The organism is Leeuwenhoekiella sp. CH_XMU1409-2 (assembly GCF_037029365.1).
GTDB classification, from domain to species: Bacteria; Bacteroidota; Bacteroidia; order Flavobacteriales; family Flavobacteriaceae; genus Leeuwenhoekiella; species Leeuwenhoekiella blandensis.
The window spans coordinates 350,979-377,200 of record NZ_JAYMEI010000002.1; the positions used below are offsets into that span (position 1 = coordinate 350,979).

General features: G+C 39.5%; 24 protein-coding genes. 14 read left to right on the forward strand and 10 right to left on the reverse strand.

What is annotated here, in order from left to right:
• Positions 1 to 24 precede the first annotated feature (24 nt).
• Genes WA338_RS03270 through WA338_RS03285 form a run of 4 tightly spaced genes read right to left on the reverse strand, consistent with a single transcriptional unit; the run spans position 25 to position 2,406 of the window.
• Entirely contained in the window at positions 25 to 465 is a 441-nt protein-coding gene (locus tag WA338_RS03270) for a TPM domain-containing protein (protein WP_336092033.1), read from the reverse strand.
• Positions 465 to 1,079 carry a LemA family protein gene (locus tag WA338_RS03275; protein ID WP_336092037.1) on the reverse strand — a complete coding sequence of 205 codons (615 nt, stop codon included), beginning with the start codon at positions 1,077 to 1,079 and terminating at the stop codon, positions 465 to 467. The genes WA338_RS03270 and WA338_RS03275 overlap by 1 nt, the downstream gene beginning before the upstream one ends.
• A gap of 20 nt (positions 1,080 to 1,099) precedes the next feature.
• Positions 1,100 to 1,429, reverse strand: coding sequence for a MerR family transcriptional regulator (locus tag WA338_RS03280; RefSeq protein ID WP_336092040.1), 330 nt, complete (start codon positions 1,427 to 1,429; stop codon positions 1,100 to 1,102).
• Positions 1,429 to 2,406: a M23 family metallopeptidase gene (locus WA338_RS03285; protein ID WP_009779023.1), complete on the reverse strand. Its 978-nt coding sequence runs from the start codon at positions 2,404 to 2,406 to the stop codon at positions 1,429 to 1,431. Before WA338_RS03285 ends, WA338_RS03280 begins: the two co-directional genes overlap by 1 nt.
• Before the next feature lie 131 nt (positions 2,407 to 2,537).
• Here WA338_RS03285 and alaS point away from each other — a divergent pair, with 131 nt between their 5' ends.
• From alaS to WA338_RS03335, 10 genes are all read left to right on the forward strand, one after another.
• On the forward strand, positions 2,538 to 5,150 hold the full coding sequence (gene alaS, locus WA338_RS03290; RefSeq protein WP_040532554.1) for an alanine--tRNA ligase: 2,613 nt from the start codon (positions 2,538 to 2,540) through the stop codon (positions 5,148 to 5,150).
• A 10-nt stretch (positions 5,151 to 5,160) separates the two neighbouring features.
• Positions 5,161 to 6,108 (forward strand): GSCFA domain-containing protein, encoded by a 948-nt coding sequence (locus WA338_RS03295; RefSeq protein ID WP_273016808.1) that lies wholly within the window; start codon positions 5,161 to 5,163, stop codon positions 6,106 to 6,108.
• Positions 6,109 to 6,179: 71 nt separating this feature from the next.
• A complete protein-coding gene (locus tag WA338_RS03300; protein ID WP_336092044.1) occupies positions 6,180 to 6,689 on the forward strand; it encodes a DUF6252 family protein in 510 nt (169 codons plus the stop codon).
• Positions 6,690 to 6,871: 182 nt separating this feature from the next.
• Complete coding sequence (locus WA338_RS03305; RefSeq protein ID WP_009779027.1) at positions 6,872 to 8,782, forward strand: outer membrane protein assembly factor BamB family protein; 1,911 nt, start codon at positions 6,872 to 6,874, stop codon at positions 8,780 to 8,782.
• A gap of 51 nt (positions 8,783 to 8,833) precedes the next feature.
• Positions 8,834 to 9,172, forward strand: a complete 339-nt coding sequence (locus tag WA338_RS03310) for a hypothetical protein (RefSeq protein ID WP_009779028.1) — start codon at positions 8,834 to 8,836, stop codon at positions 9,170 to 9,172.
• Positions 9,173 to 9,916: a DUF6498-containing protein gene (locus tag WA338_RS03315; RefSeq protein ID WP_272984480.1), complete on the forward strand. Its 744-nt coding sequence runs from the start codon at positions 9,173 to 9,175 to the stop codon at positions 9,914 to 9,916.
• A 331-nt stretch (positions 9,917 to 10,247) separates the two neighbouring features.
• Positions 10,248 to 12,335, forward strand: coding sequence for a sensor histidine kinase (locus tag WA338_RS03320; protein ID WP_273016805.1), 2,088 nt, complete (start codon positions 10,248 to 10,250; stop codon positions 12,333 to 12,335).
• A gap of 83 nt (positions 12,336 to 12,418) precedes the next feature.
• The gene (locus WA338_RS03325) at positions 12,419 to 13,144 is read left to right on the forward strand and encodes an NUDIX hydrolase (protein ID WP_009779032.1); all 726 of its coding nucleotides are present in this window, start codon (positions 12,419 to 12,421) and stop codon (positions 13,142 to 13,144) included.
• Between the two features lie 148 nt (positions 13,145 to 13,292).
• Positions 13,293 to 13,943: a response regulator gene (locus WA338_RS03330; RefSeq protein ID WP_009779033.1), complete on the forward strand. Its 651-nt coding sequence runs from the start codon at positions 13,293 to 13,295 to the stop codon at positions 13,941 to 13,943.
• Between the two features lie 79 nt (positions 13,944 to 14,022).
• A complete protein-coding gene (locus tag WA338_RS03335; protein WP_009779034.1) occupies positions 14,023 to 14,634 on the forward strand; it encodes a DUF4230 domain-containing protein in 612 nt (203 codons plus the stop codon).
• Here WA338_RS03335 and WA338_RS03340 read toward each other — a convergent pair.
• Positions 14,626 to 16,377 (reverse strand): aromatic amino acid hydroxylase, encoded by a 1,752-nt coding sequence (locus WA338_RS03340; RefSeq protein WP_336092046.1) that lies wholly within the window; start codon positions 16,375 to 16,377, stop codon positions 14,626 to 14,628. The genes WA338_RS03335 and WA338_RS03340 overlap by 9 nt on opposite strands.
• A gap of 200 nt (positions 16,378 to 16,577) precedes the next feature.
• Between WA338_RS03340 and WA338_RS03345 the strand changes: the two genes are divergently transcribed.
• On the forward strand, positions 16,578 to 17,330 hold the full coding sequence (locus tag WA338_RS03345) for an enoyl-CoA hydratase/isomerase family protein (RefSeq protein ID WP_336092047.1): 753 nt from the start codon (positions 16,578 to 16,580) through the stop codon (positions 17,328 to 17,330).
• 43 nt (positions 17,331 to 17,373) lie between these two features.
• Here the strand turns inward: WA338_RS03345 and WA338_RS03350 are convergent, their stop codons facing one another.
• The 3 genes from WA338_RS03350 to WA338_RS03360 form a co-directional block, all read right to left on the reverse strand.
• Positions 17,374 to 17,916, reverse strand: a complete 543-nt coding sequence (locus tag WA338_RS03350) for a DUF4136 domain-containing protein (protein WP_336092049.1) — start codon at positions 17,914 to 17,916, stop codon at positions 17,374 to 17,376.
• 184 nt (positions 17,917 to 18,100) lie between these two features.
• On the reverse strand, positions 18,101 to 18,262 hold the full coding sequence (locus tag WA338_RS03355; protein ID WP_195891552.1) for a DUF5522 domain-containing protein: 162 nt from the start codon (positions 18,260 to 18,262) through the stop codon (positions 18,101 to 18,103).
• Between the two features lie 416 nt (positions 18,263 to 18,678).
• On the reverse strand, positions 18,679 to 20,277 hold the full coding sequence (locus WA338_RS03360) for a hypothetical protein (RefSeq protein ID WP_336092055.1): 1,599 nt from the start codon (positions 20,275 to 20,277) through the stop codon (positions 18,679 to 18,681).
• A 272-nt stretch (positions 20,278 to 20,549) separates the two neighbouring features.
• Between WA338_RS03360 and WA338_RS03365 the strand changes: the two genes are divergently transcribed.
• The 3 genes from WA338_RS03365 to hemL are packed head-to-tail and all read left to right on the forward strand — an operon-like array spanning position 20,550 to position 23,618.
• Complete coding sequence (locus WA338_RS03365) at positions 20,550 to 21,497, forward strand: 1-aminocyclopropane-1-carboxylate deaminase/D-cysteine desulfhydrase (RefSeq protein ID WP_009779040.1); 948 nt, start codon at positions 20,550 to 20,552, stop codon at positions 21,495 to 21,497.
• A gap of 1 nt (position 21,498) precedes the next feature.
• Positions 21,499 to 22,329 (forward strand): glucosaminidase domain-containing protein, encoded by an 831-nt coding sequence (locus tag WA338_RS03370; protein WP_273016801.1) that lies wholly within the window; start codon positions 21,499 to 21,501, stop codon positions 22,327 to 22,329.
• A gap of 2 nt (positions 22,330 to 22,331) precedes the next feature.
• Complete coding sequence (gene hemL / locus WA338_RS03375) at positions 22,332 to 23,618, forward strand: glutamate-1-semialdehyde 2,1-aminomutase (protein WP_273016844.1); 1,287 nt, start codon at positions 22,332 to 22,334, stop codon at positions 23,616 to 23,618.
• Between the two features lie 146 nt (positions 23,619 to 23,764).
• On the opposite strand, the gene WA338_RS03380 is transcribed toward hemL, so the two are convergent.
• On the reverse strand, positions 23,765 to 24,265 hold the full coding sequence (locus WA338_RS03380; RefSeq protein WP_273016800.1) for a DUF4890 domain-containing protein: 501 nt from the start codon (positions 24,263 to 24,265) through the stop codon (positions 23,765 to 23,767).
• Positions 24,266 to 24,409: 144 nt separating this feature from the next.
• Positions 24,410 to 26,104: a lysine--tRNA ligase gene (gene lysS, locus WA338_RS03385; RefSeq protein ID WP_336092060.1), complete on the reverse strand. Its 1,695-nt coding sequence runs from the start codon at positions 26,102 to 26,104 to the stop codon at positions 24,410 to 24,412.
• Positions 26,105 to 26,222 lie beyond the last annotated feature (118 nt).

Genomic DNA, 26,222 nt, shown 5'->3' on the forward strand with positions numbered 1-26,222 from the left:
TAGAACGTATTTGAGGTAAATAGATCAAGAGGTCGATATTTCGTCTGAAAGTTCATTGATGTCATCATCGTCCCAAGGGAAGAAATGCGCCAATTGCTCACCGGCAGAAGTAATGCCTTTAACCAATCCGGTTTTGAACTTTCGGTTTTTAAATTCGGTTTGCATGAGATCTTTGGTGCTTTGCCAGAAATCATCAGGAACGACTTTATTGATGCCACGATCACCACAAATGGCAAATTTTTTAGCATCAACCGCAACATAAATCAGGACGCCGTTTTCTTCTTTGGTGTTGTCCATTTTAAGCTGATGAAACAACACTTTTGCGCGTTCTAGCGCTTCTTCATCACAAGAGCGTTCTAAGTGCACGCGGATCTCTCCAGAAGTTTTGAGCTCGGCCTGACGAATGGCTTCAACAACTTCTTGTTCTTCTTCTGCCGTTAAAAAGTCTTCAACTACAGATGCCATTACGCCGCGTCGTTATTGAAATCAAAATCAACTTCAGGAGCAGTTTGCGCACCTTCTTCAGCTTCAAAATAATCCATCTCTTCAAAGTTGCCAATGATGTTATTTACGATGTTATTCGGGAAGGTTTTGATGTGCTTGTTATAAGGTTTGATCGCTGCATTATAACGGTTACGCTCTACGTTGATACGGTTTTCTGTACGCTCAAGTTCGTTAATCAATTCCTTAAAATTCTCATTTGCCTTAAGGTCAGGATAGCGCTCTACGGTTACAAGCAATCTGCTTAACGCCGAACTCAAACCGCTTTGTGCTTGCTGAAATTGTTCTAACTGTTCAGGAGAGATATTTGTTGGATCAATATTTACCGACGTCGCTTTGGAACGCGCTTCGATCACATCGGTAAGGGTTTTTTGCTCAAATTCAGCATAGCCTTTGGCTGTGTTTACAATGTTAGGAATAAGGTCTGAACGACGCTGGTAAGCACTTTCAACATTACCCCATTGAGCGGTTGCATCTTCTTGCAACTCGATACCGGTATTGTAAAAACCTTTAAAAAATGAATAGCCAATGATAAGAAGTATGACCACTACGATTAGCGCGATAATTCCTTTTTTCATGATGATTGATGTTTGTTAGATTAGAGTTGATCTTTTAATTGTTGAAGCTGGGCTTTGATATTTTCCAGCTTTCTGATGAGATCAAATTTATTGAGGGTTTCTTGTTTGTTTTCTTTTAAATGCGTTTTTGCACCTTCAAGCGTAAAACCGCGTTCTTTAACCAAGTGGTAAATAAGCTCCAGATTCTTGATGTCTTCCGGCGTGAACTTGCGATTGCCTTTTGCATTTTTCTTCGGTTTGATGACATCAAATTCTTTCTCCCAAAATCTGATGAGTGACGCGTTGACGCCAAAGGCATCAGCGACTTCACCAATACTGTAATATAATTTTTCGGGCAGTTCGACGTGCATTAATCCAGAGATTGATTTTCGAGTTGTGCTTTCTGTAAAATTACATCAAACTCTTCAGGCGAAAGGTTTCCGTAGTAAAAATTAATCGGGTTTATACGCTGCCCATCTTTGAAGATCTCATAGTGCACGTGCGGCGCTTCAGACCGGCCGGTGCTTCCTACAAAACCTATAAGATCACCACGTTGCACCTTTTGACCTCTGCGCACATTGTATTTGTAAAGATGCGCATACAGACTTACATAACCGTAACCGTGGTCGATGCGTATGTGATTTCCGTAACCTGTAGCATTGTTGTCTGCACGTTCTACGACACCATTTCCTGTGGCATAAATGGGGGTTCCACGCGGAGCGGTAAAATCCATTCCCCAGTGCATTTTGCGTTCTTTGGTAAATGGGTCAGAACGCATCCCGTAACCCGAAGCAATACGCGTCAAATCTTTATTGGCAACAGGCTGAATTGCAGGAATCGCGTTTAAGAATTTTTCTTTTTCTTCGGCCAAAACGGCGATTTCGTCAAGCGATTTGCTTTGCACTACGAGCTGTTTGGTAAGAATGTCTAAACGTTTGTTAGACTCAATAATAAGTTTTGAGTTGTCATAGCCTTCAAGATCTTTATACCGGTTAACTCCACCAAAACCGGCTTTACGCTGCTCATCAGGAATTGGATTGGCTTCAAAATACAGTCTGTAAATATTGTTATCCCGTTCTTCAACTTCGCTCAGTACGGTTTGAACCTGATCTAACTTTTTATTAAGTACGCCATATTGCGTTTTCATATTTTGCAATTCTCGCTGAAGCGCTTTTTCACGAGGCGTTTCTAGATTAGGAATGTTTAAATAAATAACCAGAAGTATAAATCCCGCAAGAAAAGAAGCGCCTATAGATAACAAGGCGTAACCCAACTTACGCCCCTTGCGTTTCTCTATTTTTTTATAGGAAAGCGTCTCTTTGTCGTAATAATATTTAACCTTAGACATTAGTTAATTTATTCTATTTTTGCGTTAAAATATATGCTTGTATCCCGCATTTAAATAAGGGGTAACGAACAAATATAAAAAATAGTTTGCCGGTAATCATATTTTGGCAAAAGCTACTCTAAAATTCACTCATGAAATCCCAAGAAATACGCGATCAATTTCTATCTTTTTTTAAGTCCAAAAACCATTCCATCGTGGCCTCTGCGCCCATGGTGATCAAAAACGATCCTACGCTGATGTTCACCAATGCCGGAATGAACCAATTTAAGGAATTTTTTCTGGGTAACGGAACTCCAAAAGATACACGTGTCACTGACACTCAGAAATGTTTACGCGTGAGCGGAAAACATAATGACCTGGAAGAAGTGGGGAAAGATACCTATCATCACACGATGTTTGAGATGCTGGGGAACTGGAGTTTTGGAGATTATTTTAAACAAGACGCGATCGATTGGGCTTGGGAATTACTTACCGAAGTTTATAAGATCGATAAGAATAAACTTTATGTAACCATCTTTGAAGGTGATGATTCAGAAGGGCTTGAGCGTGATGCTGAAGCGTATGATATGTGGAAAAAGCACGTAGCTGAAGACCGTATCTTGAATGGAAATAAAAAAGACAATTTCTGGGAAATGGGCGATCAAGGTCCTTGCGGACCCTGCTCTGAAATTCACGTGGATTTACGTTCTGAAGAAGAAAAAGCAAAAACTCCCGGAGCAGAATTGGTCAATGCAGATCACCCGCAAGTGGTAGAGATCTGGAACCTCGTTTTTATACAATTCAATAGAAAAGCAGACGGTTCTCTTGAAAACCTTCCGGCGCGACATATTGACACCGGGATGGGCTTTGAACGTCTGTGCATGGTGCTTCAGGATAAAACGTCAAACTACGATACCGATGTGTTTACACCGCTCATTCGTGAGATCGAGACCATCGCGCATTCAAAATATGGTCAAAGCGAAGAAACAGATATCGCCATTCGTGTGATCGCAGATCACGTGCGCGCAGTAGCATTCTCAATTGCAGACGGCCAGTTGCCAAGTAATACAGGAGCAGGTTATGTGATTCGACGTATTCTGCGCCGTGCCGTGCGTTATGGATTTACCTTTTTAAATACCAAAGAGCCATTTATTTATAAATTGGTTAGCGTTTTGGTAGATGAGATGAGCAAAGCCTTTCCTGAACTTAAAAAACAACAGAACCTTATTTTCAATGTAATTAAAGAAGAAGAGCAGAGCTTTTTACGCACCTTAGATCAAGGTTTGGTGTTGCTTGATTCTATTATTGCAGAAACTAAAGGAAAAGAAGTTTCAGGAGCCAAGGCCTTTGAATTGTACGACACTTACGGTTTTCCGATAGATCTTACTGCATTGATCCTTTCAGAAAAGGGATATACGCTTGATGAAAAAGCATTTCAAACCGAATTACAAAAGCAGAAAGACCGTTCTCGTGCTGCCGGAAAAATTGAAGCAGGAGACTGGACGATAGTTGAAGAAGATAGCGAGGAAGAATTTGTAGGATACGACACGCTGCAAACTCCGGTGCGCATTACCCGTTACCGAAAAATAAACACGAAGAAAGAAGGAGACCAATATCAGTTGGTTTTTAATCTTACTCCGTTTTATGCTGAAGGCGGCGGTCAGGTTGGCGATAAAGGATATCTGGAAGCGGCCAACGGCGATGTGGTTTACATCACTGACACCAAGAAAGAAAATAACTTGATTATTCACCTTTCTAAAAACCTTCCGAAGAATTTAAACGAGACCTTTACCGCGGTTGTTGATGCAAAACAGCGTCACAGAACTCAGGCAAATCACTCGGCGACACACTTGCTGCATCAGGCATTGCGTGCCGTTTTAGGAACACACGTAGAGCAAAAAGGTTCTATGGTGCATAGCGGTTATTTACGTTTTGACTTCTCGCACTTTTCAAAAGTGACTGCCGAAGAACTTAAGGATATCGAGCAGTTTGTAAATGCGCGCATTCAGGAGCAATTACCGCTTGAAGAGCAGCGTGCGATCCCTTACGATCAGGCGATCGCAGAAGGTGCGATTGCCTTATTTGGTGAAAAATATGGTGATGCCGTGCGTACCATTCGTTTTGGGAAATCTATGGAATTGTGCGGGGGAACCCACGCTGAAAACACTGCCGATATTTGGTATTTCAAGATCAAATCAGAAAGTGCTGTAGCTTCTGGAATTCGTCGTATTGAAGCGATTACCGGTGATGCAGTGATGCAATATTTTGAAGAGCAGGATGAACAGTTAGAAGCGGTGCGCAGTTTATTGAACAATGCTAAAGAACCGGCAAAATCTATTGAAAGCCTTCAGTCTGAAAATAACGAGCTTAAAAAGCAATTAGAAGTGCTTCTTGCTGAAAAAGCAAAGAATGTAAAAGGCGAATTGAAAACTGAAATTCAAGAAGTGAATGGTGTTCAATTTCTTGCCAAAGAAGTCGATCTCGACGCAAACGGAATCAAAGATTTGGCATTTCAGTTGGGCGGTGAAGTAGATGATCTCTTTCTTTTATTGGCATCGCGTCAAGGCGGAAAGGCATTGTTAAGTTGTTATATTGATAAGGAATTAGCTAAAGCGAAAGACTTAAATGCAGGAACCATCGTACGCGAGTTGGGTAAATTTATCCAAGGAGGCGGTGGCGGTCAGCCATTTTTTGCAACCGCAGGAGGAAAAAATCCTGACGGCATTGCTCAAGCGCTGAACGAAGTAAAAACGTATTTGGGTTAAAAAGTAAGATTTGAAATTACAAACAACCATACCTTTAAAACCGAGTGGTAATCCTATAGATTATCACTCGCGTTTGTTTTTGGTAGGAAGTTGTTTTGTAGAAAATATAGGAGCCAAGCTTACGTACTATAAATTTCGGACTACGATAAATCCATTTGGGATCTTATTTCATCCAGAGGCGATCGCGCGATTTTTAGAATTGGCGGTTTCTAGTAAGCAACTTTTTGAAGCTGATCTTGAAGAACTACAAGGCAGGTTTGTTAGCTTTGATGCACATTCCGCATTAAGCGCTTCATCAGCAGCTGAAACTACCCAATTATTAAATGAGGCACTTGTTGAGACCAAACATCAGCTAGCGGAAGCATCGCATATTGTGATCACTTTGGGTACGTCTTGGGGGTATCGGCATTTGGAACAGGATAAAATTGTTGCCAATTGTCATAAGATTCCGCAGAAAGCTTTTCAAAAGGAATTAACTTCTGTAGATGACATTGCAGTAACTACAAGACGTGTACTTTCAGCAATCGCTAAAGTGAATTCGCAAGCGCAGGTGATTTTTACGGTTTCGCCCGTGCGACACACTAAAGATGGTTTTGTAGAAAATCAGCGTAGTAAAGCCCATTTGCTTGCGGGAATGCATCAGGCTTTAGAGGTCTCACAGCATTCGGCGTATTTCCCGTCGTACGAACTTATGATGGACGAGCTGCGCGATTACCGTTTCTATGACAGAGATTTGATCCATCCTAATGCTTTGGCGGTAGATTATATCTGGGAGCGCTTTTCTTCGGTTTACTTTTCTGAAGAAACCCAAAAAACAATGCAAAAGGTTCAGGAAGTTCAGCAGGGTTTAGCACACAAAGCTTTCAATCCGGAATCTGAAGCGCATCAAAAATTTCTCAAGAACTTAGAGGCCAAAAAACGCGCGTTACAAGCAGATTTTCCTCATGTTCAGTTTTAAATACGGCAATTGCCTTATGGATTAGTGCTTTGATTTACAGGAGTTTTGTTCTGTATTTTAAACCTAAAACCATGAAAACAATTACAAGAATTACTTCAGTTTTACTTTTTAGCTTATTTGTTCTAAGCGCGTGTTCAAAAGATGATGATGGCGGCACAAGCGCAGCTGGCGATGGCGAATTGACCGCTACTGTTGATGGCGCTTCTTTTGAATCCTTTCCCGAAGCTACAACCGCGGTGGAGAGCAATGCCGGCGGAGTACAAACCCTCACCATTTCCGGCGGAACGATGGATTCTGAAAATATTCAGATTATGATTATCGGTTTTGAAGGCGTGGGCACCTATGACCTTAATGGCGTGAGTCTGGGCAGTTATACCTATCTCGAAGATACCTCAAACTTTAATAGTGCGATGGTGTTTACCACTTCAACAGGTGCAGCTTCTAACGGCGAAATCAAGATCGCCGAATATACTGCAGGCGGTACGGTAACGGGAACCTTCAATTTTACCGGTTACTTAACGAGTAACACCAGTCAAACCGTTGCCGTAACCAACGGAGCGTTTAATGTGACTATTCAATAATATATAAAATCTCAAGTGTTGAGGTTTTTACGTGAAGTCAGGAGTTGGATTATACCTTTTTCTGACTTCTTTTTTTTTCTACAAAGCCAAGTGTTTTTGAAATAATAAGGCAATTGCCGTATTGATTTCGGCTTGATAATCAGGCAATTTTGAGCCTGTAAAAACTTTTAACCTGTACAATTATGAAACTTAAATTATACCATTTAAAAAATACCTTACTGCTGTTTTTTGTCACTGCAATGACTTTTGCTCAAAAAGCAGAAGCACCGGATTATACCTATGATGTGGGAGCCGGAATTAATGATATGACGCTTACTTTGGGTGGAACGCTCGTTGTTTGTACAAACGACGGTCTGGCTGGGATCAAACCGGGATCAAATGAGTTGGTTTTCAATTTTACCGATTATGGAAGCGTAAAGCCTGAAGAAGTACAATATATTCCAAATTCGCCCTATTTGATGGTAGATCAAAATGGAGTAGGCGGTATCAAAGCCTTATCGGGTTTTTCAAGCAAGAAAGCAGTGATCGATTATATCTCTGGTGAGGTTTTGTTCAGTACTGAAAAATACGACTGGAAAACCGTGCAAACTGCAGATGTGATGATGCCAGAGAACAAACTCGTGATCAGCGGACTGCAAAAAGGCGGTGGTCAGGCAGAATCTGTAACTCCAAAAATCGCAGTATATGACTTGCTCACCGGTGAGCTTGATTATTCTTTTTTCTTGATCAAACCAGGAAAAACCACAGCTAAATATTTTGCAGTTAGTGGAACGCCGCTATTGCTGAAGGATAAATTACTTGTGCCTACCACGCAAGGTATTTATGCTAAGACCAAAACCGGAGAAACGCTTTGGGAGAATAAGGTGAAAGGTGTGAATTGGATGGTTACTAACGAAGATGAAAGCGATATCTATGCCATTGAAATGAACGATGCAAAGACCAATACGCAAGTGTATAAAATAGGGGCGAACGGAGCGGAAATTTGGAAAGATGCTCCCAAGGTTCAAGGTGTGGTGAGTAATTTTCAAATCCTACCTCAAGGGCTTATCGTGGTAAGTGACAAGGACACTTCGGGAAAAAGTATTTTAGCGGGTCGTTCAGAATCTAAGATCAACTTTTTGAGTGCTTCTACCGGCGAAGATTTGTGGGATAAAGCGCCAAAAACTAAAGGTTTTGTACAGCATTTTTACGTGATGGATGATGGTGTATTATTCGGTATTTATGAAGGTGGAATCAATAAAGTTTCTTTTGATGGAACTCCTTTATTTAAGAAACCGCTTAAAACAGGAGAAGATATCAAGTTGATGGCAGAAACCCCTAACGGACTCATCTATATCACTTCTGAAGATGCAAATATTGTTGACCTAAAAACCGGGGATCAGGTTTGGAAAAAACCGTTGAAATACAAAAGCGTTAACAGCGTGACTTCAGCTTTTGATGCGAAAAACAACCGCTACTTGATCAATGCAGACGATGAGCTATTTGCGATAGATGCAGAAAGTAGTGAGATTTCGACCTTAGCAAAAGTGAAGTTTGAAGAAAAAGAATACCCGAGTACACTAAGCGTTCGCGATAACGGAATTTACTTAGGTAGCGATCAAAATATGGCTTTGCTTGATTTTGATGGCGACACACAATATCACACCTATCTAAAATCTCCAGGTCGCAGTACTTTTGGTAAAATTGTTGGGGGTGTTACTGCAGTTGCCAGTACAGCGTTAACTATGACCTCTGCAATGGCAGCAGGTGCTAATATGCGTGGTCACGCGGTTAATACCAATAATCTTAGAAATTATAATGAATACGGAAGAGAGGCTAAACGTGCGCAGGATATGTTTGCTGGTATGGCAGATGCTTCTTTTGAATATCTAAACAAACGTTTTAAGGCTTCAGCAGCGACTGAAAATGCACAATTTATCTTGACTAAACTTGATGATGGTACGGGGCTTGCAAAAGTGAGTAAAGCCAACGGCGAGATAGAAAAAGAGATCATTCTAGAAGATAAAAAACCGGAATATAAGGTTGATGATTATGGTGGTGTGCTGTATTACAAAGCAGATAATAAAACCATCTATGCCTATAATTTAAACTAAAAAACTCCCGAAGTGCTTATCGAGTGCTTCGGGATTCTTAATTGCTAAAAGATGCATCTCATTTTTATCGTTGTGGGTTTAAGTATCCCGTTAGGGTATTTGATTTTTAGAGTGGTAGAACGTCAATTTGGCTATCGTTTTTCTAAAGCCAAAATTGCCTTTTTTTATAGCTTCGCTGCGATGGTGTATACACTTGTTGCGTTGCTTGCTAGTTTTTTACACCTCTATTTTCTACAGTTTTATATCGCTATTCCTGCTTTGATTACCGCATTCTTATGTTTTTATAGAGCAAAGCAGTTAAGCTTAAAATCAAACCATAAACGCTTTGTTTTAATACTGCTGGTGTTGGTAAGTATCTGGTGTTGTATTCAGCTTATAAATTCATTTTAGATGGAAAAGTTCAACTCAACTGTTTTATTAAAAGTTGCGAGACCCGACAAGTCTAATGCCGCATTGTATCTAAATGCGATGTTTTTATTGATGCTGTTGGCAGTAGGTTTTGTAACACCGTGGAGTATTGTGATGGCTTATTTTCTTGAGACCATTATTATTGGGATATTAAATGCATTGAAAATGGCTCTTTGCGTCGCGTACAAACGACACAATGGCGGCACACAAGGATTTGGGATCATTCTCTTTTTTCTGGTGCATTATGGTTTTTTTGTGGCGATACAGAGCATTTTTGCTTTTACATTTTTTGAGTTAGGAGGAAGCACCTTTTTTACAGATGGTATTTCAGTTTTAAAGAATTACTGGACGCTGCTCCAATTAGACGGGATGTGGCTTTTGCTCTTAAGCATGATTCTCAATAACTGCTTTTCTTTTATAACCGATTTTCTAGGCGAAAAACGCTACCTGAAATTTACAGCCAGTGAGTTGATGATCAAACCCTATTTGCGCATATTCATTCAGCAGTTTGTTGTGGTGCTTTCTGGTTTTTTCTTGGTGTATCTCGATGCCGGTTTTATTGCAGCGGTTTTGCTTATCGTGATTAGACTTGCGATTGATTTATTTCTGGTGAGTTTGCGAGACAATTCGGCTTCTATAGATAAAATGGCAGATTGGTATGCTTCAAAAAACGTTGAAGTTTCTGCCGAAGAAGTTAAAAAACAACTCAAAATTTTTACGGAGTAAGTAATGAATTAAACCTATGATTTTAGAAAGTGTGCACGTGTTGGGATTTTTATTGGCGGTCTTTCCTCTAGTTTCCGGTATGATTATGATTCATATAGGTTTGTGTAAATATGATAGTGCTACATCTGCATTGCGATGTCAAAAACTCATATCTAAACTTGAATTACACCAAATTCAGATAAAAACAAGACAGTTCCATTTGATGCGATATGATTTTCAAAAGTTCAATCTCAGCGAATCACTTGTTTGGCAAATGGAATCAAAACAATAGACAAGCAGTTGATAATTAAAAAAATAAAGTTATTTTAACGTTTTTTAGATCGTTCAAAATATGATGTTTAGGATTCTTATTGCTGCTCTATGCTTATTTAGCATTCAGGTAAAGGCACAAGTAAATCAAAATAAAGTTGATAGTTTAAAAACAGTTATTGCACAGAACAAAGCTGAAGATAAAACTGAAGCATACGTGAGGCTTATTGAAGTCTTTGAGTACAAGGAAAATGATTCAGCAGATTACTACACACGAAAACTCATTCAATACGGGAAGAGAACTAAACAATTAAAACCTGAAATTAGGGGCTTGCTCATTAAAGCCAAGTTCTTTATTCAGACTTCAACATATGATTCTGCGCATTATTATTATAAGAAGGCTTGGGCACAATTAGAGAGTTTTGAAGATTATCAATTGAAGTCAATTTACTATGGCGATCAAGGAGTTTTAAACTTTTATCAAGGAGATTTTAAGCAAGCCTTAGAGAATTTTAGCAATGCGCTAGAACTTGCTAAATCAAATAAAAAGAAGGACGATGTGCTTACCTTTTTGAATAATAAAGCTTTGGCAATGTCATATCTAGGGCAAGCTGAAACTTCTATTGATGTTCACGAAGAAGCAATAGATCTGGCTAAAGAACTTAAGGATTCTACAGCATTAGGTCGGTCTTTAAATAATCTGGGTCTTATTTATGAAGATATGGATGCGCTTGAAAAGGCTTTGGAGTTCTATGAAAAAGCGCTGGTTATAAAAGAGAAACACGGTACGCCACAAGATATTTTAAATGGAAAGTATAATGTGGCCAATATGCATAGGGAGTTGGCTGAGGATATTCAAGATACTGTAATGCTCAATAAATCTGAAGCTGAATTTGAAAACTTAATTCTTGAGGCTGAAAAGGAGAATTATGGTAAACTTGTCTTGTTTGCAAAAACTGCTCTAGCTCAAGTCGCTACTTCTAAAGGTCAATTTGAGCGAGCAATCGAATTATATAAACCCGTAATAGATGGTGCTCTTGCTCAAAAGGATAATCAAACCTTGCGCGTGGTTTATCTTAATGTAGGTTCTAATTATTTTGAGTTGGAGAATTACCAGCAGGCAAAATACTATCTGGAGCTAGCAGAACCCTTTATAGTACAAGCTGAAAACCCAAGCGATAGCGCCAAGTTGTATAAAAATCTTGCTAAAACTTATTATGAATTAGGCGAGTTTAAGAAGGCCTATGAGTATTCAAACAACTATCAGAAAGCTTCAAAAACCTTGATAGATGAAGATCTTCAAGAAAAAATAACAGATTTTGAGGTCAAATATGAAACCGAGAAAAAAGAGAACCAAATCCTCGAGCAGCGTGCCCAGCTTGCTGAAAAGGATCTCGAAGTGCGCCGTAAAAATGCATTTATTTATGGCAGTCTGGCTTTAGCCTTTGTATTGGGACTTTTAGGCTACTTGATCTACAGCAGACAAAAATTGAAAAATAGTCAGCTGCAAAAAGAGCACGAACTTCAAGTCGCTTTAGCAAAGATCGAGACCCAAAACCGACTTCAGGAGCAGCGCTTGCGCATCTCAAGAGATCTGCATGATAATATTGGTTCGCAGCTTACATTTATCATTTCGAGTATTGATAATCTCAAATATCGTCTTAAAGATGCAGATTCAGTTATACTTGATAAATTGAGCAGTATAAGCGCTTTTACGTCAACGACCATCAATGAGTTGCGGGATACGATCTGGGCGATGAATAAAGAAAAAATTTCTGTCGAAGATTTACAAACGCGAATTTCTAATTTCATCGAGCGCGCCCAAAGCAGCAAAGATGAGGTGCAGTTTAGTTTTAGCTATAAAAATGAAGGGCCTGATAATTTTGCATTTACTGCGATCGAAGGTGTAAATATCTATCGCATAATTCAAGAGGCGGTTAATAATGCCTTAAAATATGCGCAAGCGCAACATATAAATGTAAGTCTGTTCACTCGGGATTCTGCGACATATCGCGTGTCTATCGTGGATGATGGTAAAGGTTTTGATATGCTAAATGCCTCTTTGGGTAATGGCTTAGCAAATATGAAAAAACGTGCTCAAGATATAAACGCAAAGATTGAGATTAGCTCAAACCAACCCGGTGGTACAAAGGTTTTATTAGAGTCGTGAAAAACACGCTTTTCTTGGTGATTTGAGGCAGACTACCAATATTGCTTAAAAAAACGTATTTTGTACGCTTAAAATAGGTTTATATGACTCCAAGCTCAGCCAGTATTGCGCACGCTTCAAACAATGATTTTTATGCCGATAATGAGAAATTATACGTCGCGACAGATTGTATCGTTTTTGGTTTTGACGATGGAGATTTAAAGTTGCTTATCTTTAAAAGACGTGTGGAGCCAGATTCTGGGATTTGGTCACTTATTGGAAGCTTTGTGCAACTTGATGAAGATGTAGACGATGCTGCACGAAGAGTTTTAAAAGAAATTACCGGGCTTGATCAAATCTTTTTAGAGCAGTCAAAAACCTATGGTAAAGCAGATCGAGATCCTGGATATCGTTGTTTATCTGTGGCGCATTACGCGTTGATACGTCTTCAGGATTATGATAAGGAACTTGTAGAAAGTCACGGGGCTTATTGGTATACGTTAAAAGAATTGCCCAAGTTGGCTCTAGACCACGACTTGATGGTTCAAGATGCTTTAGATAAATTAAGACGTAAAGCGCGACATCAGCCAATTGGTTTTGAGTTGCTTCCTGAAAAATTTACCATTCCGCAGTTACAGAAATTATATGAGGCAATCTATCAACGAGAATTGGATCCTCGTAATTTTAGAAAGAAAGCTTTATCACTTAAAGTGCTCGTAAAGCTTGATGAGAAAGATAAGTCGGGATCTAAACGAGGTGCATTTTTGTACCGCTTTGATGCTGAAAAATATGAAGAACTTTTGCAAAGTGGTTACAATTTTGAGATCTAATCAATAAAATAAGGCAAATGCCCTATTGCTTCTTGTGCCCGTTGAAGCTAGTTTAGCACTATCAATTACAATACTGTTTTTGAATATATCATCCGGAAAAGAGTTAGGGGACTTTTCCGGATTTTTTCTAACAATCTTCTAGCTTTCTATGTCTGTAAGAATAGCCATCGTTGACGACAAGATTTTTTTAGCTAAAGCAGTAGCTGAAAAGCTTTCCTTTTTTGAAGATTTTAAGCTGAAGTTTATCGCGGCTCACGGCGCCGACTTGTTGACCAAGCTTGATGAAAATTCAAATATAGACCTGATATTGATGGATATTGAAATGCCGGTGCTCAATGGTATCGAAGCGACTGCTTTAGTCAAGCAAAAGTATCCGCAGATCAAGATCATTATGCTTACCGTTTTTGATAATGATGAACATATCTTTAATGCGATCAAAGCCGGGGCAGATGGGTATTTACTAAAAGAAACATCTCCAGACATTCTTGAAAAAGGAATTAGAGAAACACTCTCTGGCGGGGCTGCCATGAATCCTTCAATAGCGATGCGTACGCTCAAATTATTGCGCAATCCAGAGTCAATAAGTAATCTGCAAGAGCGCGAAGAAATCTCGTTATCTTCAAGAGAGGTCGAAGTTTTAGAACAGTTGAGTAAAGGTCTGAGTTATACTAAAATTGCCGAAAATCTGTTTCTCTCGCCAAGCACGGTGCGTAAACATATCGAGAATATTTATAAGAAATTGCAGGTGCACAGCAAGATCGAAGCTGTAGAAAAAGCCAGACAAAACAATATTATATAATATGCTGTTAAGATTGGCAGCTTCCTTTTTTCTTTCCGTAATTAATAGATAAATTGAAAGGATTCTTTAATCTTTCATTATGCGGAAAGTCTTAATTGTAATTCTTCTTCTCGTTCTCGGGTATTTCACCTATCAATATTTTAATACTAAAAATGAAAAGCGCGATCAATTAATTGAAGCGACGCAGCTCATTGAAAAGGAAATTAAAAACGTAGGCAAGCTTGTAGTGACCGAAGGTTCTTTTGCGCAGGTTTTTACTTATAAAGATTCAAAACAGATCTTTAATTTGGTTGAGGCAAATAAAAAAGCTTTAGTAGTGATTAATGCTAAAGTGACTATCGCATACGATCTACGCGCTTTAGAGACTGAAGTTGATCCCGAAAATAAGATCATCACGATAAAAAAAATTCCGGATCCAGAGATCAATATCAATCCCGATATTGAATATTATGACGTTTCGCAAGATTATTTAAATCAGTTTGAAGCTTCAGATTATAACAAAATTAAAAAGCGCGTGATGGTTTCGGTTAAGAAAAAAGTTGAAGCTTCAGAGTTGCCTAGCAATGCCCAAAACCGACTCCTTGCCGAGCTTGCCAATATTTATGTAGTGACCAATACTTTGGGTTGGACCTTGCAATACAACACAACACCTATCAATTCGTCACAAGAATTGAAAACACTTTTAGACTAGTTCTAGTCCGTCTTCAATTAGATGTTTAACCTTAGGATTTTGCACTTTGACTTGTTCTAAATGTTGAAGGATTTCAGTCATAAAAGAGGTATGGTTCTCATCCTTAGCGAGTTCATACAATTCTACCGAAAGTAACCAGTCTTTGGGGTGGCTTTTTTTCAGAATGTCGAGAACAGCCTGAGGCGAAAACTTAGTGTCTTTTCCTTCTCTGTAATTACGCACAGCAAGATAGAGATCTTCCAACTCTTGGCGTTGTGCGCTCATTTTTGGCTTTGCTGTTGTAGAAGAAATCTTATGTTGAATTAAATCAAACGAATTAAAATCTGCCGGTCCCGCAAAAGCTGAAGCGATCCTTTTGCCCACTGCGAGATGGTAAATTCCCCACTCGGGCTTAAATAAAATACGTTCGCCAAGACTTACGGTACACTCTTTAAAACTGATGAGAATGATTTTTCCTTTAAGATTCCGTGTTCCGGTAATGATCTCCCCACTAACCGTGATGCCACCTTCAAACTCAAGGTTAACATTATTTCCTTCAGAGATTTTATACGCCAGTAAATCCTTGGGGCTCATATCTTCAATAGCGAGATTGATGCCTTTAAGTTTACCTACAGCGCTTCCGTAGCCATCAGGGTGATTGATCGTGCCGTGACCTACCAACTCTTTCTCGTGATAACTCAACGCACTTTTTCCTTGTGTTTGCACATAAGAAACCCGGTCTTTATGAAGGATCATTTCTGTAAACACTCCAGAAATTTGCAAACCGGTACTGAGTTCTATCGTCCCTAAATTTTTACTGTCAATCAGTTTTTGCAAACCTTCGGGACCGCCGGTGCGCAACGCCATGCTGTTGGCAAATTCCTCAAGGACTTCGCTTAAAAATGCAAAATTAGGTGTTACATAAAGTTGAGGTTGCGGTTTTGTGATGTCAAATTCCTGTTGGGCAGCGTCGATAGCGTAGGGGAGTTTTTTCACTTTATCGGTCATACACCAGGCACTTTCTCCAATAGAAGAAAGCAAACCGGCTCCGTATATTTTTGGCTGTTCCGGAGTTCCTATGAGTCCGTATTCAACAGTCCACCAATGCAGGTTTCTTATAAGCGCCATTTCACTAGGCGTTCCCATATTATTTTGCAGAAAATCTACGCGTTGTTCTACCTTTTCAATTTCGCATTGCGGTGTATCTTCCGCTTCTTTTAAGATCGAAAGTTCGCGTACGGCTTCATACAGCTCGTAATCTTTAGCTGAAGAAATCGCTTTACACCCAATTTCACCAAAGCGTCTTAGATATTCTGCATACTCAGGATTGGCAATAATAGGCGCGTGGCCGGCGCCCTCGTGAATGATATCTGGCGCGGGAGTATATTCAAGATGTTCTAGCTGTCTGATGTCTGAAGCGATAACCAAAACATTATATGCCTGAAACTCCATAAACGCCGCCGGCGGAATAAACCCATCAACAGCAACTGCTGCCCAGCCAATTTCTTTTAAAATGCGATTCATTCCATACATATTGGGAATGTGATCGATAGAAATCCCGGTTTGTTTGAGACCATCTAAATAGGATTTATGTGCAACGGTGCTGAGGTAGGCGACGTTTTTACGCATCACATAACGCCATACCGCCTGATTGATGGCGGTGTAATTGTCGTAATTCTGCGGTTTAATGTATTGCTTTAAATGCGCAGGAAGACGCTCGATAAGTGGATTAGTTTCTATATTTTTATCTAAAACCTGACTCATAAACTCAATGCTTCTTGATCCTTAAATTGGGATTAATTACGGTAATGTTCATGTTCTACAGCACGTTGAAAACAACGAAATAGTTCAAATTGCTTTGCCGTAATTTATTAATGAAAAATAAGAATATGTTTATAAATAATGTTCTTCTATCTATAAATTTGATAAATTTTTAATAGAAACTACTTTTTACTGAAAAATATATGTCAGAATCTTATGTAACGCTCGATGTTGAAAATACCGTGGGAACCATCACATTCTACACGCCTCATCATAATGCACTTCCTACCGAAATTCTCAAAAAATTAGAATATACTATTACCGAAGCCGGGGCGCGTAGTGATTTGCGTGTATTGGTTATTAAAAGTGGGGGAGACCGTACCTTTTGTGCCGGGGCAAGTTTTAACGAACTCATTGCCATCGAGAATGAAACGCAAGGCAAAGATTTTTTTATGGGTTTTGCCCGGGTGATTTTAGCGATGCGTAAATGCCCTTTACTTACGATCGTGCGTGTTCAAGGTAAGGCAGTGGGCGGCGGAGTCGGTCTGGCTGCTGCTGCCGATTATTGTATGGCGACCAAATATGCTTCAATTAAATTGAGTGAGATCAGTATAGGGATTGGACCTTTTGTGATAGGTCCTGCTGTAGAACGTAAGATCGGAGTTTCGGCATTTTCACAAGTGACCATCAATGCGCAGGAATTCTATGCTGCAGAATGGGCGAAGGAGAGAGGATTGTACGCTTCGGTTTTTGAAACTGCGGAAGCTTTAGATCAAGCCGTGGAAAAATTAGCAGGAGATTTAGCAACCTATAATCCTGAAGCCTTAGCCGAAAGTAAAAAAATGTTTTGGTCAAATACTGAGCCTTGGGAAAAGCTTTTAGAAGCACGAGCAGCAACAAGTGGTAAACTAGTGTTGTCTGACTTTACACGGACAAAGCTTCAATCGTATGCATAAAAAAAGCCCTCAACTGAGGGCTTTTTAAATAGTTTATTACTTCTTAATTAGAAGCCATTTGCTTTGGTGGATATTCTTGCATAATCTCACCTACAATTTCGTTAATACGTTCTTGCTTACGCTCTACGTTGCGTGCTAAATATCCGGTGCCTTGACCTTGCCATACCAGTTCTTTTTTGGTAGCGTCAATCAAATCAATATATAATGTACCTTCGGTAGTTCTAGAAACGGTGTTTCCAAAACCGCCGCCCCACGGTCCCCAAGGCCCCCAGGCACCCCAGCCCCAACCGTAATTGTTGTAAACGTCTACGCGTTCTTGGGCAGTTGTGAAAATACTCACCAGCATAGAAGGATTATCAGATTTTACGAAGCCTTTAGCAAGCATTTCAGTTTCAATCGCGCGTAAGATTCTTTTCTTATCTAAGTCAGATATTTCGGCTTTATCAATCCCCGGTTTAAAGAATGCAAAGGTCTTGTAATTTGTAAAGTCGGCACTTTGATCATAGTCAGAAGCGACACGTACAGAACTACAAGCCGATAGTAAAGCGACTATAGCAAGTAGTAAAAAGGGTTTAATTTTTCTCATAATTATAATTTTAAATGTTTGAATCAGCCGAAATAGAACGAGCCCTATTCTATGAATTAAGCATCAACTATTATACCAAGAATAATAATTTATTGTCACCGCCAAAGGTTTAATGCTCCGAGGCTTACCTCGAAATTGAAAATTTGTTTCCAAGCAATACCTCAAGGGCTTGCCCTGAGGTAGTTTATTCTCGATTTTTATCAAAACCGTAGGGACAATGCCTACAACCGCTTTTACAACAATATCCTCGTTTTAAAAGGTATTGCTCGGTAAAACATCGGTAGCCTTCCGGCGTCAAATAATAATCTCCTTCTTCTAAAGGGATTCGTTTTTTAAAAGAATTCACGCTATTAAAGTTATGAAAAGAAAAGATAGTCCTACGTGAAAAAATGCTTAAAACTACTTCTTGATTGTATCTTAGTACAATTATAAGCCACCTATGCCAATTTATATTGTTATCCCAAAATTCTTTAAAAAGTTCTCTGGTTGTGCAGTTTGGCCTTTTGTGTTTTTAAAGAGTCACCGTCTTAGGGAGGATAGAGTTTTTTTGAATCATGAGAAGATTCATTTAAAGCAGCAGCTGGAGTTGCTCGTCGTCTTCTTTTATTTTTGGTATGTCTTAGAATTTTTGTTGCATTTAGTACGTTTGAGATCGAGGTATGCCGCGTACCACGCTATAAGTTTTGAGCAAGAAGCCTATGCAAAAGAAAATGACCTTAACTACTTAAAGCAAAGGCCGTTTTTTGAGTTTTTGAGGTATGTTTAGTATTCGTTGATCAAAGTAATCGTCAAATCTGCGTATTGGGTATTTGCAGCGCCATTCGCTCCCGCATAAACACCACTTGTTTGTCTACCAAAATGTCCACGATCTGCATTATAACGTGCCCATTCTCTACCTTGCACGTTAAAAGTATATGTTTGTCCGGCAATCAAATCAACATTGATAATGATCACAAGACTTTGAGCCAGGCTATAAAATGATTGACCCGGAAAAGCTTTAGATACTGAGGTAACATATTTTTCGCCAATGGTAGTTCCGTTTTGTTGTATTCTTATAGAGCCTTGGCTTGCACCGTCCTGTTGCTCGTTGATATAATACGTGTTAAAATCGCTTCCATTTTGCTGAAGCCGTGACTGAAATGTTGAATTAATAGGAGTTCCACTAGAGTGATATCCATTAAGAATCAATTGATATTTTCCAGTTGTTGGTGCTGTAAATGAAATGTTTGTAAGGCCAGGGATGTTTACATAAACCGTTGTGTTATTATCTGCTCTAGCATCTGCATTCTGTTTGTATTGGACAGAGTAACCACTTTTGAAAATCCTAGACCATATTGTTCCATTCCAATAATAAAGGCCGGGTTGTACCCTTGTCGTGCCAGATCCGGCTGTAGCTGTGTTGTAGACAAACAATCCAGTAGCTGGATTTTGAATAGTCGTATTATCTGTAATTGAGTTCAAAGAGACTCTATTGAGTAAAAGTCCACGATTGTTAGCGCCTAAATCTAAAGAGGCGCTGCTATTTGGGGTGCGGTTACTTATACCTACCGAACCAGTAGAAGCAATATTGATATCATCTTGATAAGCTCCCGGAGTATCATTTTGAATGCCAATTTCTAATAAGGCATTTTCATTGGATGATCCGTTGCCGCTGCCATCATCAGAAAAGTTTAAATAGCCATAATCACTATTGTTATTAGATCTGCTCTTGAAGACTATAGAAGATGCTCCTCCTTCATTTCCGTGTTCTAAAACAAGTGTTCCTGTACTAGCCGAAGCAGCAGTACCATTGTTTTCAAAAATGTGAAGTTTGGCATTTGCGTCTGATAAACCAACCCCTACATTTTGATCGCTATCAAGCGAAAGAACAGGAGCATTGTCAATATCAAATCGTAATGCATTAAAGGTTGTAAACAAGAAAGGATCATTATTATCAGATACAGATGCTCCCTGCAAATTTAAATAGCGTCCGACACCATTATCAAAACGTAAAATGTTCTCGTCAAGGTTCACTGTTCTAGTTTCAGGGAGGCTTCCGTCGCTAGTGTAAATATTCTCTCCAGAACCACCAACAGCTACCCACTGGGTACTATCCCAGTAATAAAAACCTTTTCCGGTCGTGGTATTGGTGTTGTAAACCAAAAGACTTTCACTATTGGTCAAATCTTCGGTAACTGGAGCTGCTGTTGATAAATCTGCGATGTCTACTCTTGGGATCAATATCCCTTTATCAGTACTCGAAATGTCTAATAAAGAACCTCCAGCTGGCGAAGTAGTACCAATTCCTACTTGAGCCTGAGCTATTGAAGTAAATAAGAATAGAAAAAGAATGATCCTAGGGAAAATCAAACGTATTTTCATAATGTTAGGGGATTAGGGGTGTATTCAGTATTATTTTAAATAATTATTATTTTAATCGGTTTATATTAAGATATGTGCAAATATACTCATTGCTTCATTATGATTAAACGATTTGACGAAATTGTTTAATACTTTTCTTACTTGACGCTGAGTAGGTTGCGGTTGTATAGCGTAGATTCTAGGCTAAGGCTTAATAAAGACTAGGATCTTCTTATTAAACTTGTTCTGTGTACGTTAACATAAATCTTATTTTTGCGTTTTAATTACGTAAAATGAGTGATGTAGGTTTTTTTGAGAATGATTTTTATGACCTGACTATAAGTGCATTAAATGGATTTGTAGGAAACGAATTTAACCTAGAAGTAGCTATCAAACGCGAAGATCAAATTGACACATTTGTTTCTGGCAATAAGTTTAGAAAGCTCAAGTATAATTTGATTGAAGCTCAAAACCTGCGTCAAAAAACACTTCTTACCTTTGGCGGAGCATTTTCTAATCATATCGCGGCTACCGCCAGAGCCGGTCAGCGCTGTGGTTTTAAAACGATCGGAGTCATACGCGGTGAAGAATTGGGCATTACCTTAGATCAAACGCTTCAGCAAAACCCTACCTTGAAGTTTGCTTATGAATGCGGAATGCAATTTGAATTCGTTACACGTAAAGCTTATCGGGAAAAAGAAAGCGCAGCATTCAACCAAATGCTTAAGGAGCAATTTGGTGATTTTTATAGCATTCCAGAGGGAGGAACAAATGCACTCGCTGTAAAAGGCTGTAAAGAGATTTTATCAGAAAACACAAAAGATTTTGATTACATCGCTTGTGCTGTGGGAACAGGAGGAACTATTGCGGGCATTGTAGAAGCCAGTCTTCCGCATCAAAAGGTTTTAGGTTTTCCGGCTTTAAAAGGTGATTTTCTAAATGCTGAAATTAAAAAATATACTTCAAAAGCCAATTGGGAACTTATCAATACGTATCATTTTGGAGGCTATGCAAAAGTGAATGAGGAGCTTGTTCAGTTTATAAATGATTTTAAAAAGCAGCACGGGATTCAGCTAGATCCTGTGTATACCGGTAAAATGATGTTTGGTCTTACAGATCTTATGCGCAATGGGTTTTTCTCTAAAAATACCCGTATTTTAGCCGTTCATACGGGAGGCCTGCAAGGTATTGCCGGAATGAATGCTAAACTTTCAAAAAAAGGATATCCTCAGATTATTTGATATGATAAAAAAGGTTTTTTCATTAGTATTAATAAGCGTGTTACTCGTAGGTTGTGGCGGGAGCAAGCGTGCAGCCAAGCGCAAAGTTAGCGTACGTCCTTCAAGATCAACCGAAGCTCGTAATACCAATAGAACAGCTCCGGCAGAAACCTCACGAGAAACTGAAAAAGCATACGTTTATGCTCCTTTCGATAAAGTTGAAGATTATATTGAGCATTTTGCTCCTATTGCTAAGGAAGAAATGCGCCTCTATAAAATTCCTGCGAGTATTACGATGGCGCAAGCCGTCTTAGAGTCCGGCGCCGGGAATGGCAATTTGACAAGAAAAGCCAATAATCATTTCGGAATTAAATGCCATAACTGGACAGGCGATGTCGTGTATCACGATGATGATGCAAAGGGAGAATGTTTCAGAAAATATAGAGATCCTAAATATTCTTTTAGAGATCATTCTTTATTCTTAACAGGCAGAAGTCGCTATGCAGATTTGTTTGATCTAGATCCTGATGATTATAAGGGCTGGGCGCGCGGTTTGCGTAAAGCCGGTTATGCGACCGATAGAAAATACCCTGAAAAACTCATAGCCATTATAGAACGCTATGCGATGTATAATTATGATGCAGAAGTTTTAGGGACAAAAATAAAAGAGTATAAACCAGAACCTTCTAACGCGGTTTCTATTCATACGGTTAAAAAAGGAGAGACGCTTTACAGTATCTCGCGTATGTATAATCTTACGGTAGACGAGCTGAAGAAGAACAACGGTCTAAAAAATAACACAATAAGTATTGGGCAGCAGCTAAATGTTACCCCACAGTATAACGGATTTTAATGATGATTTATAAAAGAAGTAGCGCATTATTTGCAGAAGCACAAGAGGTAATTCCGGGCGGTGTAAATTCGCCGGTAAGAGCTTTTAAAGCGGTTGGAGGAGACCCCATTTTTGTGAAAGAAGCAAAGGGTGCTTATCTATTTGATGAAGACGGAAATAAATTAATTGATTACATCAACTCTTGGGGGCCTATGATATTAGGTCACGCCCATCAGCCGGTGGTTGATGCAGTGATCGAAAGAACCAAGAAAGGAACCTCTTTTGGAACACCCACAGAGCTGGAAACACAGATCGCTAAACTTGCGGTCAAGATGGTTCCGGGTATTGATAAGATTCGTTTTGTAAACAGCGGTACCGAAGCTTGTATGAGTGCGGTGCGTCTCGCTCGCGGTTTCACCGGAAGAGATAAAATCATAAAGTTTGCCGGTTGTTATCACGGGCATTCAGATTCATTCTTGATACAAGCAGGAAGTGGTGCAGTGACTTTTGGTTCGCCCAATAGTCCCGGCGTAACTCAAGGTACGGCAAAAGATACCTTACTTGCCGAATACAATAATCTGGATCAAGTACGTGAGATCTTTGAAGCAAATGAAGACGAAATAGCAACAGTTATTTTAGAACCAATTGCTGGGAACATGGGATGTATTCCTCCGGCTGAAGGTTTTCTTGAAGGATTGAAAGCCTTATGTGAAGCTCACGGGGCATTACTCATTTTTGACGAGGTGATGACCGGTTTTAGATTGGCTGCCGGTGGAGCGCAAGAATTAACAGGCGTTCAAGCAGATATTGTGACTTTTGGTAAGGTTATAGGTGGCGGTTTACCGGTTGGTGCTTTTGCGGCACGCAACGAAATTATGAATCATTTGGCACCTTTAGGTCCCGTGTATCAGGCAGGAACATTAAGCGGAAATCCACTGGCTATGGCTGCCGGTCTGGCGATGCTTGAGGCTTTAGACCGTGACCGCGAAATCTTTAAACGATTAGAAGAAAAAACGGCGTATTTACATAAAGGAATTGCGCAGGTATTAACCGAAAACAAAATCACGCATACCATCAATAGAGTGGGGTCGATGATTTCAGTACATTTTGCTGAAGAAGCGGTAACCGATTTTGCTTCGGCATCAGCGGGTGCTAACGATACGTTTAAAAAGTTTTTCCACGGGTTGTTAGCCGAAGGCGTTTATATCGCTCCAAGTGCATATGAAACTTGGTTTATTACTGATGCGCTTACTTACGAGGATCTTGATGCAACTATAGCTGCAGTGGCTAAAATAGCACCTACGCTTTAAATTGTAAGTTTGCTTAAAAATAAAATCCCCGCATTTTGCGGGGATTTTTTATTGGTATTGCCAAAGGGGTTCATACCTCAAAGCTTGCTTCAAAAGGGTAAACCTGTATCTAACAACTTCTTCAAGATGCTTAACCTAAAACCTATTTACTTACGCCATCTCTCTTGAGATCTACGTTTTTGAAAACGATCTCCACGTTTGCCATCACGCATCGCCATGCGCTCGTGACGTTTCATTTTCAATTTACGCCATTGCTTAAACTGCTCTTCGTTTAAAATGTCTTGCATTTTTTCTTGGTGAGCGATTTGTTTGTCTAGCATGGCTTTATGTCGCTCTTTAATAGATGCACGCATTGCTGCAACTTCCTCTTCTGTTGGTTTTACACCTTTTTCTCTAGTACTTCTTTTAGCGCTACGTTCTTCCCATTGGGCTTTGCGCTCTTTCGCTTCAGCAAGGTAGAGGTCATAAACTCTTTCTTGCTGCTTATCGTCTAGAACAAGTGCTAGCGTAAGACGTTTTGTTTGCATTTCTGCGGTTTCTTCTGGTGCGGTATTCATCATTTTTTTAAGACGCTCTCCGCGTGTATGTTCTTGAGCAAAACTTACAGTAGCTACAAATAATGCTGCAATTGCGATCATTTTCTTCATATCTATTAATTTTTATGTTATATCTCTAAGACTTTTATAATTTGAAAAGGTTTATTTAGTGAGCTGATTTTAACGTTTGAATTAAAACAAAAAGCCCGACTCAAAACTGAATCGGGCTTTCACGTTATTTAGAAAATGCAGGAGTTAATCTAACAGCGTAACCGTTAGATGCTCTCCTTCTTTTTCAACCTTAGCGAGTTTTTGCTTGGTAAGGCCTTTAATTCCTTTATCCCATTTTTTATTGCTTAAACCAGAAGCTTCTTTTAAAGCGTCAAGTGCAATGCTTTGCTCCTTTTTCAGAATAGTGAAAATGGTTTTTTCTTCTTCTGTTAATTCCACTTTTTTGCGCTCAGGCTTCATTTGTGGGAAGAATAGTACTTCCTGTATAGATTGATTATTGGTCAAGAACATAATCAAACGATCCATCCCTATTCCTAAACCAGAAGTTGGTGGCATCCCATATTCGAGGGCTCTTAAGAAGTCCTGATCAATAAATTCTGTCGCTTCATCGTCACCTTTTGCTGCGAGTTTAAGTTGCTCTTCAAAACGCTCACGCTGATCAATAGGATCATTCAATTCTGAATACGCATTGGCGATCTCTTTACCGCAAACCATAAGTTCAAAACGCTCGGTCAACTCCGGGTTTTCACGATGTTCCTTACACAACGGACTCATCTCTTTTGGATAGTCTGTGATAAATGTAGGTTGTATGAAGTTGCCTTCACATTTCTCACCAAAGATCTCATCGATCAATTTACCTTTACCCATAGTCTCATCAACCTCAAGGCCCATTCCTAAAGCAGCCTCACGAAGTTCTGCTTCAGATTTTCCTGTGATATCAAAACCGGTGAATTGTTTGATCGCATCAGTCATTGTAACGCGTTTGTAGGGCGCTTTAAAATCTACTTTGTGTTCTCCAAAGGTAGCTTCAGTAGTACCGTTAACCGCTGTGGCGCAATGCTCGAGTAACTTTTCGGTAAACGCCATCATCCAGTTGTAGTCTTTGTAGGCTACGTAGATTTCCATCGCGGTAAATTCAGGATTGTGGGTGCGGTCCATTCCTTCATTTCTGAAGTTTTTTGAGAACTCATAAACACCATCAAAACCACCCACAATCAATCTTTTTAGATACAGCTCGTTAGCAATTCTCAAATACAACGGAATGTCTAATGCATTGTGGTGCGTAACAAAAGGTCGCGCTGCAGCACCTCCGGGAATAGATTGTAGAATAGGCGTTTCTACTTCAAAATACCCTTTCTCGTTAAAGAAATTACGCATTGCAGCAAAAAGCTTGGTGCGTTTTACAAAAACGTCTTTAACTTTTGGATTGACCACAAGGTCTGCATAACGCTGGCGATAACGCATTTCAGGATCGTTGAATTTATCAAATTCGTTTCCGTCTTTATCCACCTTAGGTAATGGTAATGGTTTAAGTGCTTTACTAAGCAGCGTGAATCTTTTGACCATAACGGTTTTTTCACCGACCTGAGTGGTAAAAAGTTCACCTTCAATACCTATAAAATCACCAATGTCTAGTAACTTTTTATAGACGTCATTGTATTGTGTTTTATCGTCTCCGGGGCAAATTTCGTCGCGGTTAAAGTATACTTGAATGCGACCGGTTGAATCTTGCAACTCGGCAAAAGAGGCTTTACCTTGAATTCTTCTAGACATCAATCTACCGGCAATAACCACCTTCTTTCCGTCTTCAAAATCCTGTTTTATCTTTGCTGAAGTATGATCTACCGGATACAAATCTGCCGGATACGGATTTATGTTCAATTTGCGTAAACCTGCCAGTTTCTCGCGTCTAATAATTTCCTGTTCTGAAAGTTGCATAATGCTGTCTATATTTAAGCCCGCAAATATAGCAACTCGCAGTCGAGAAATCAATAACTGTAACGAAAGCTTATCATTTGTGTCTTATAGATCATCAATCATCATAAATCAAATCAAA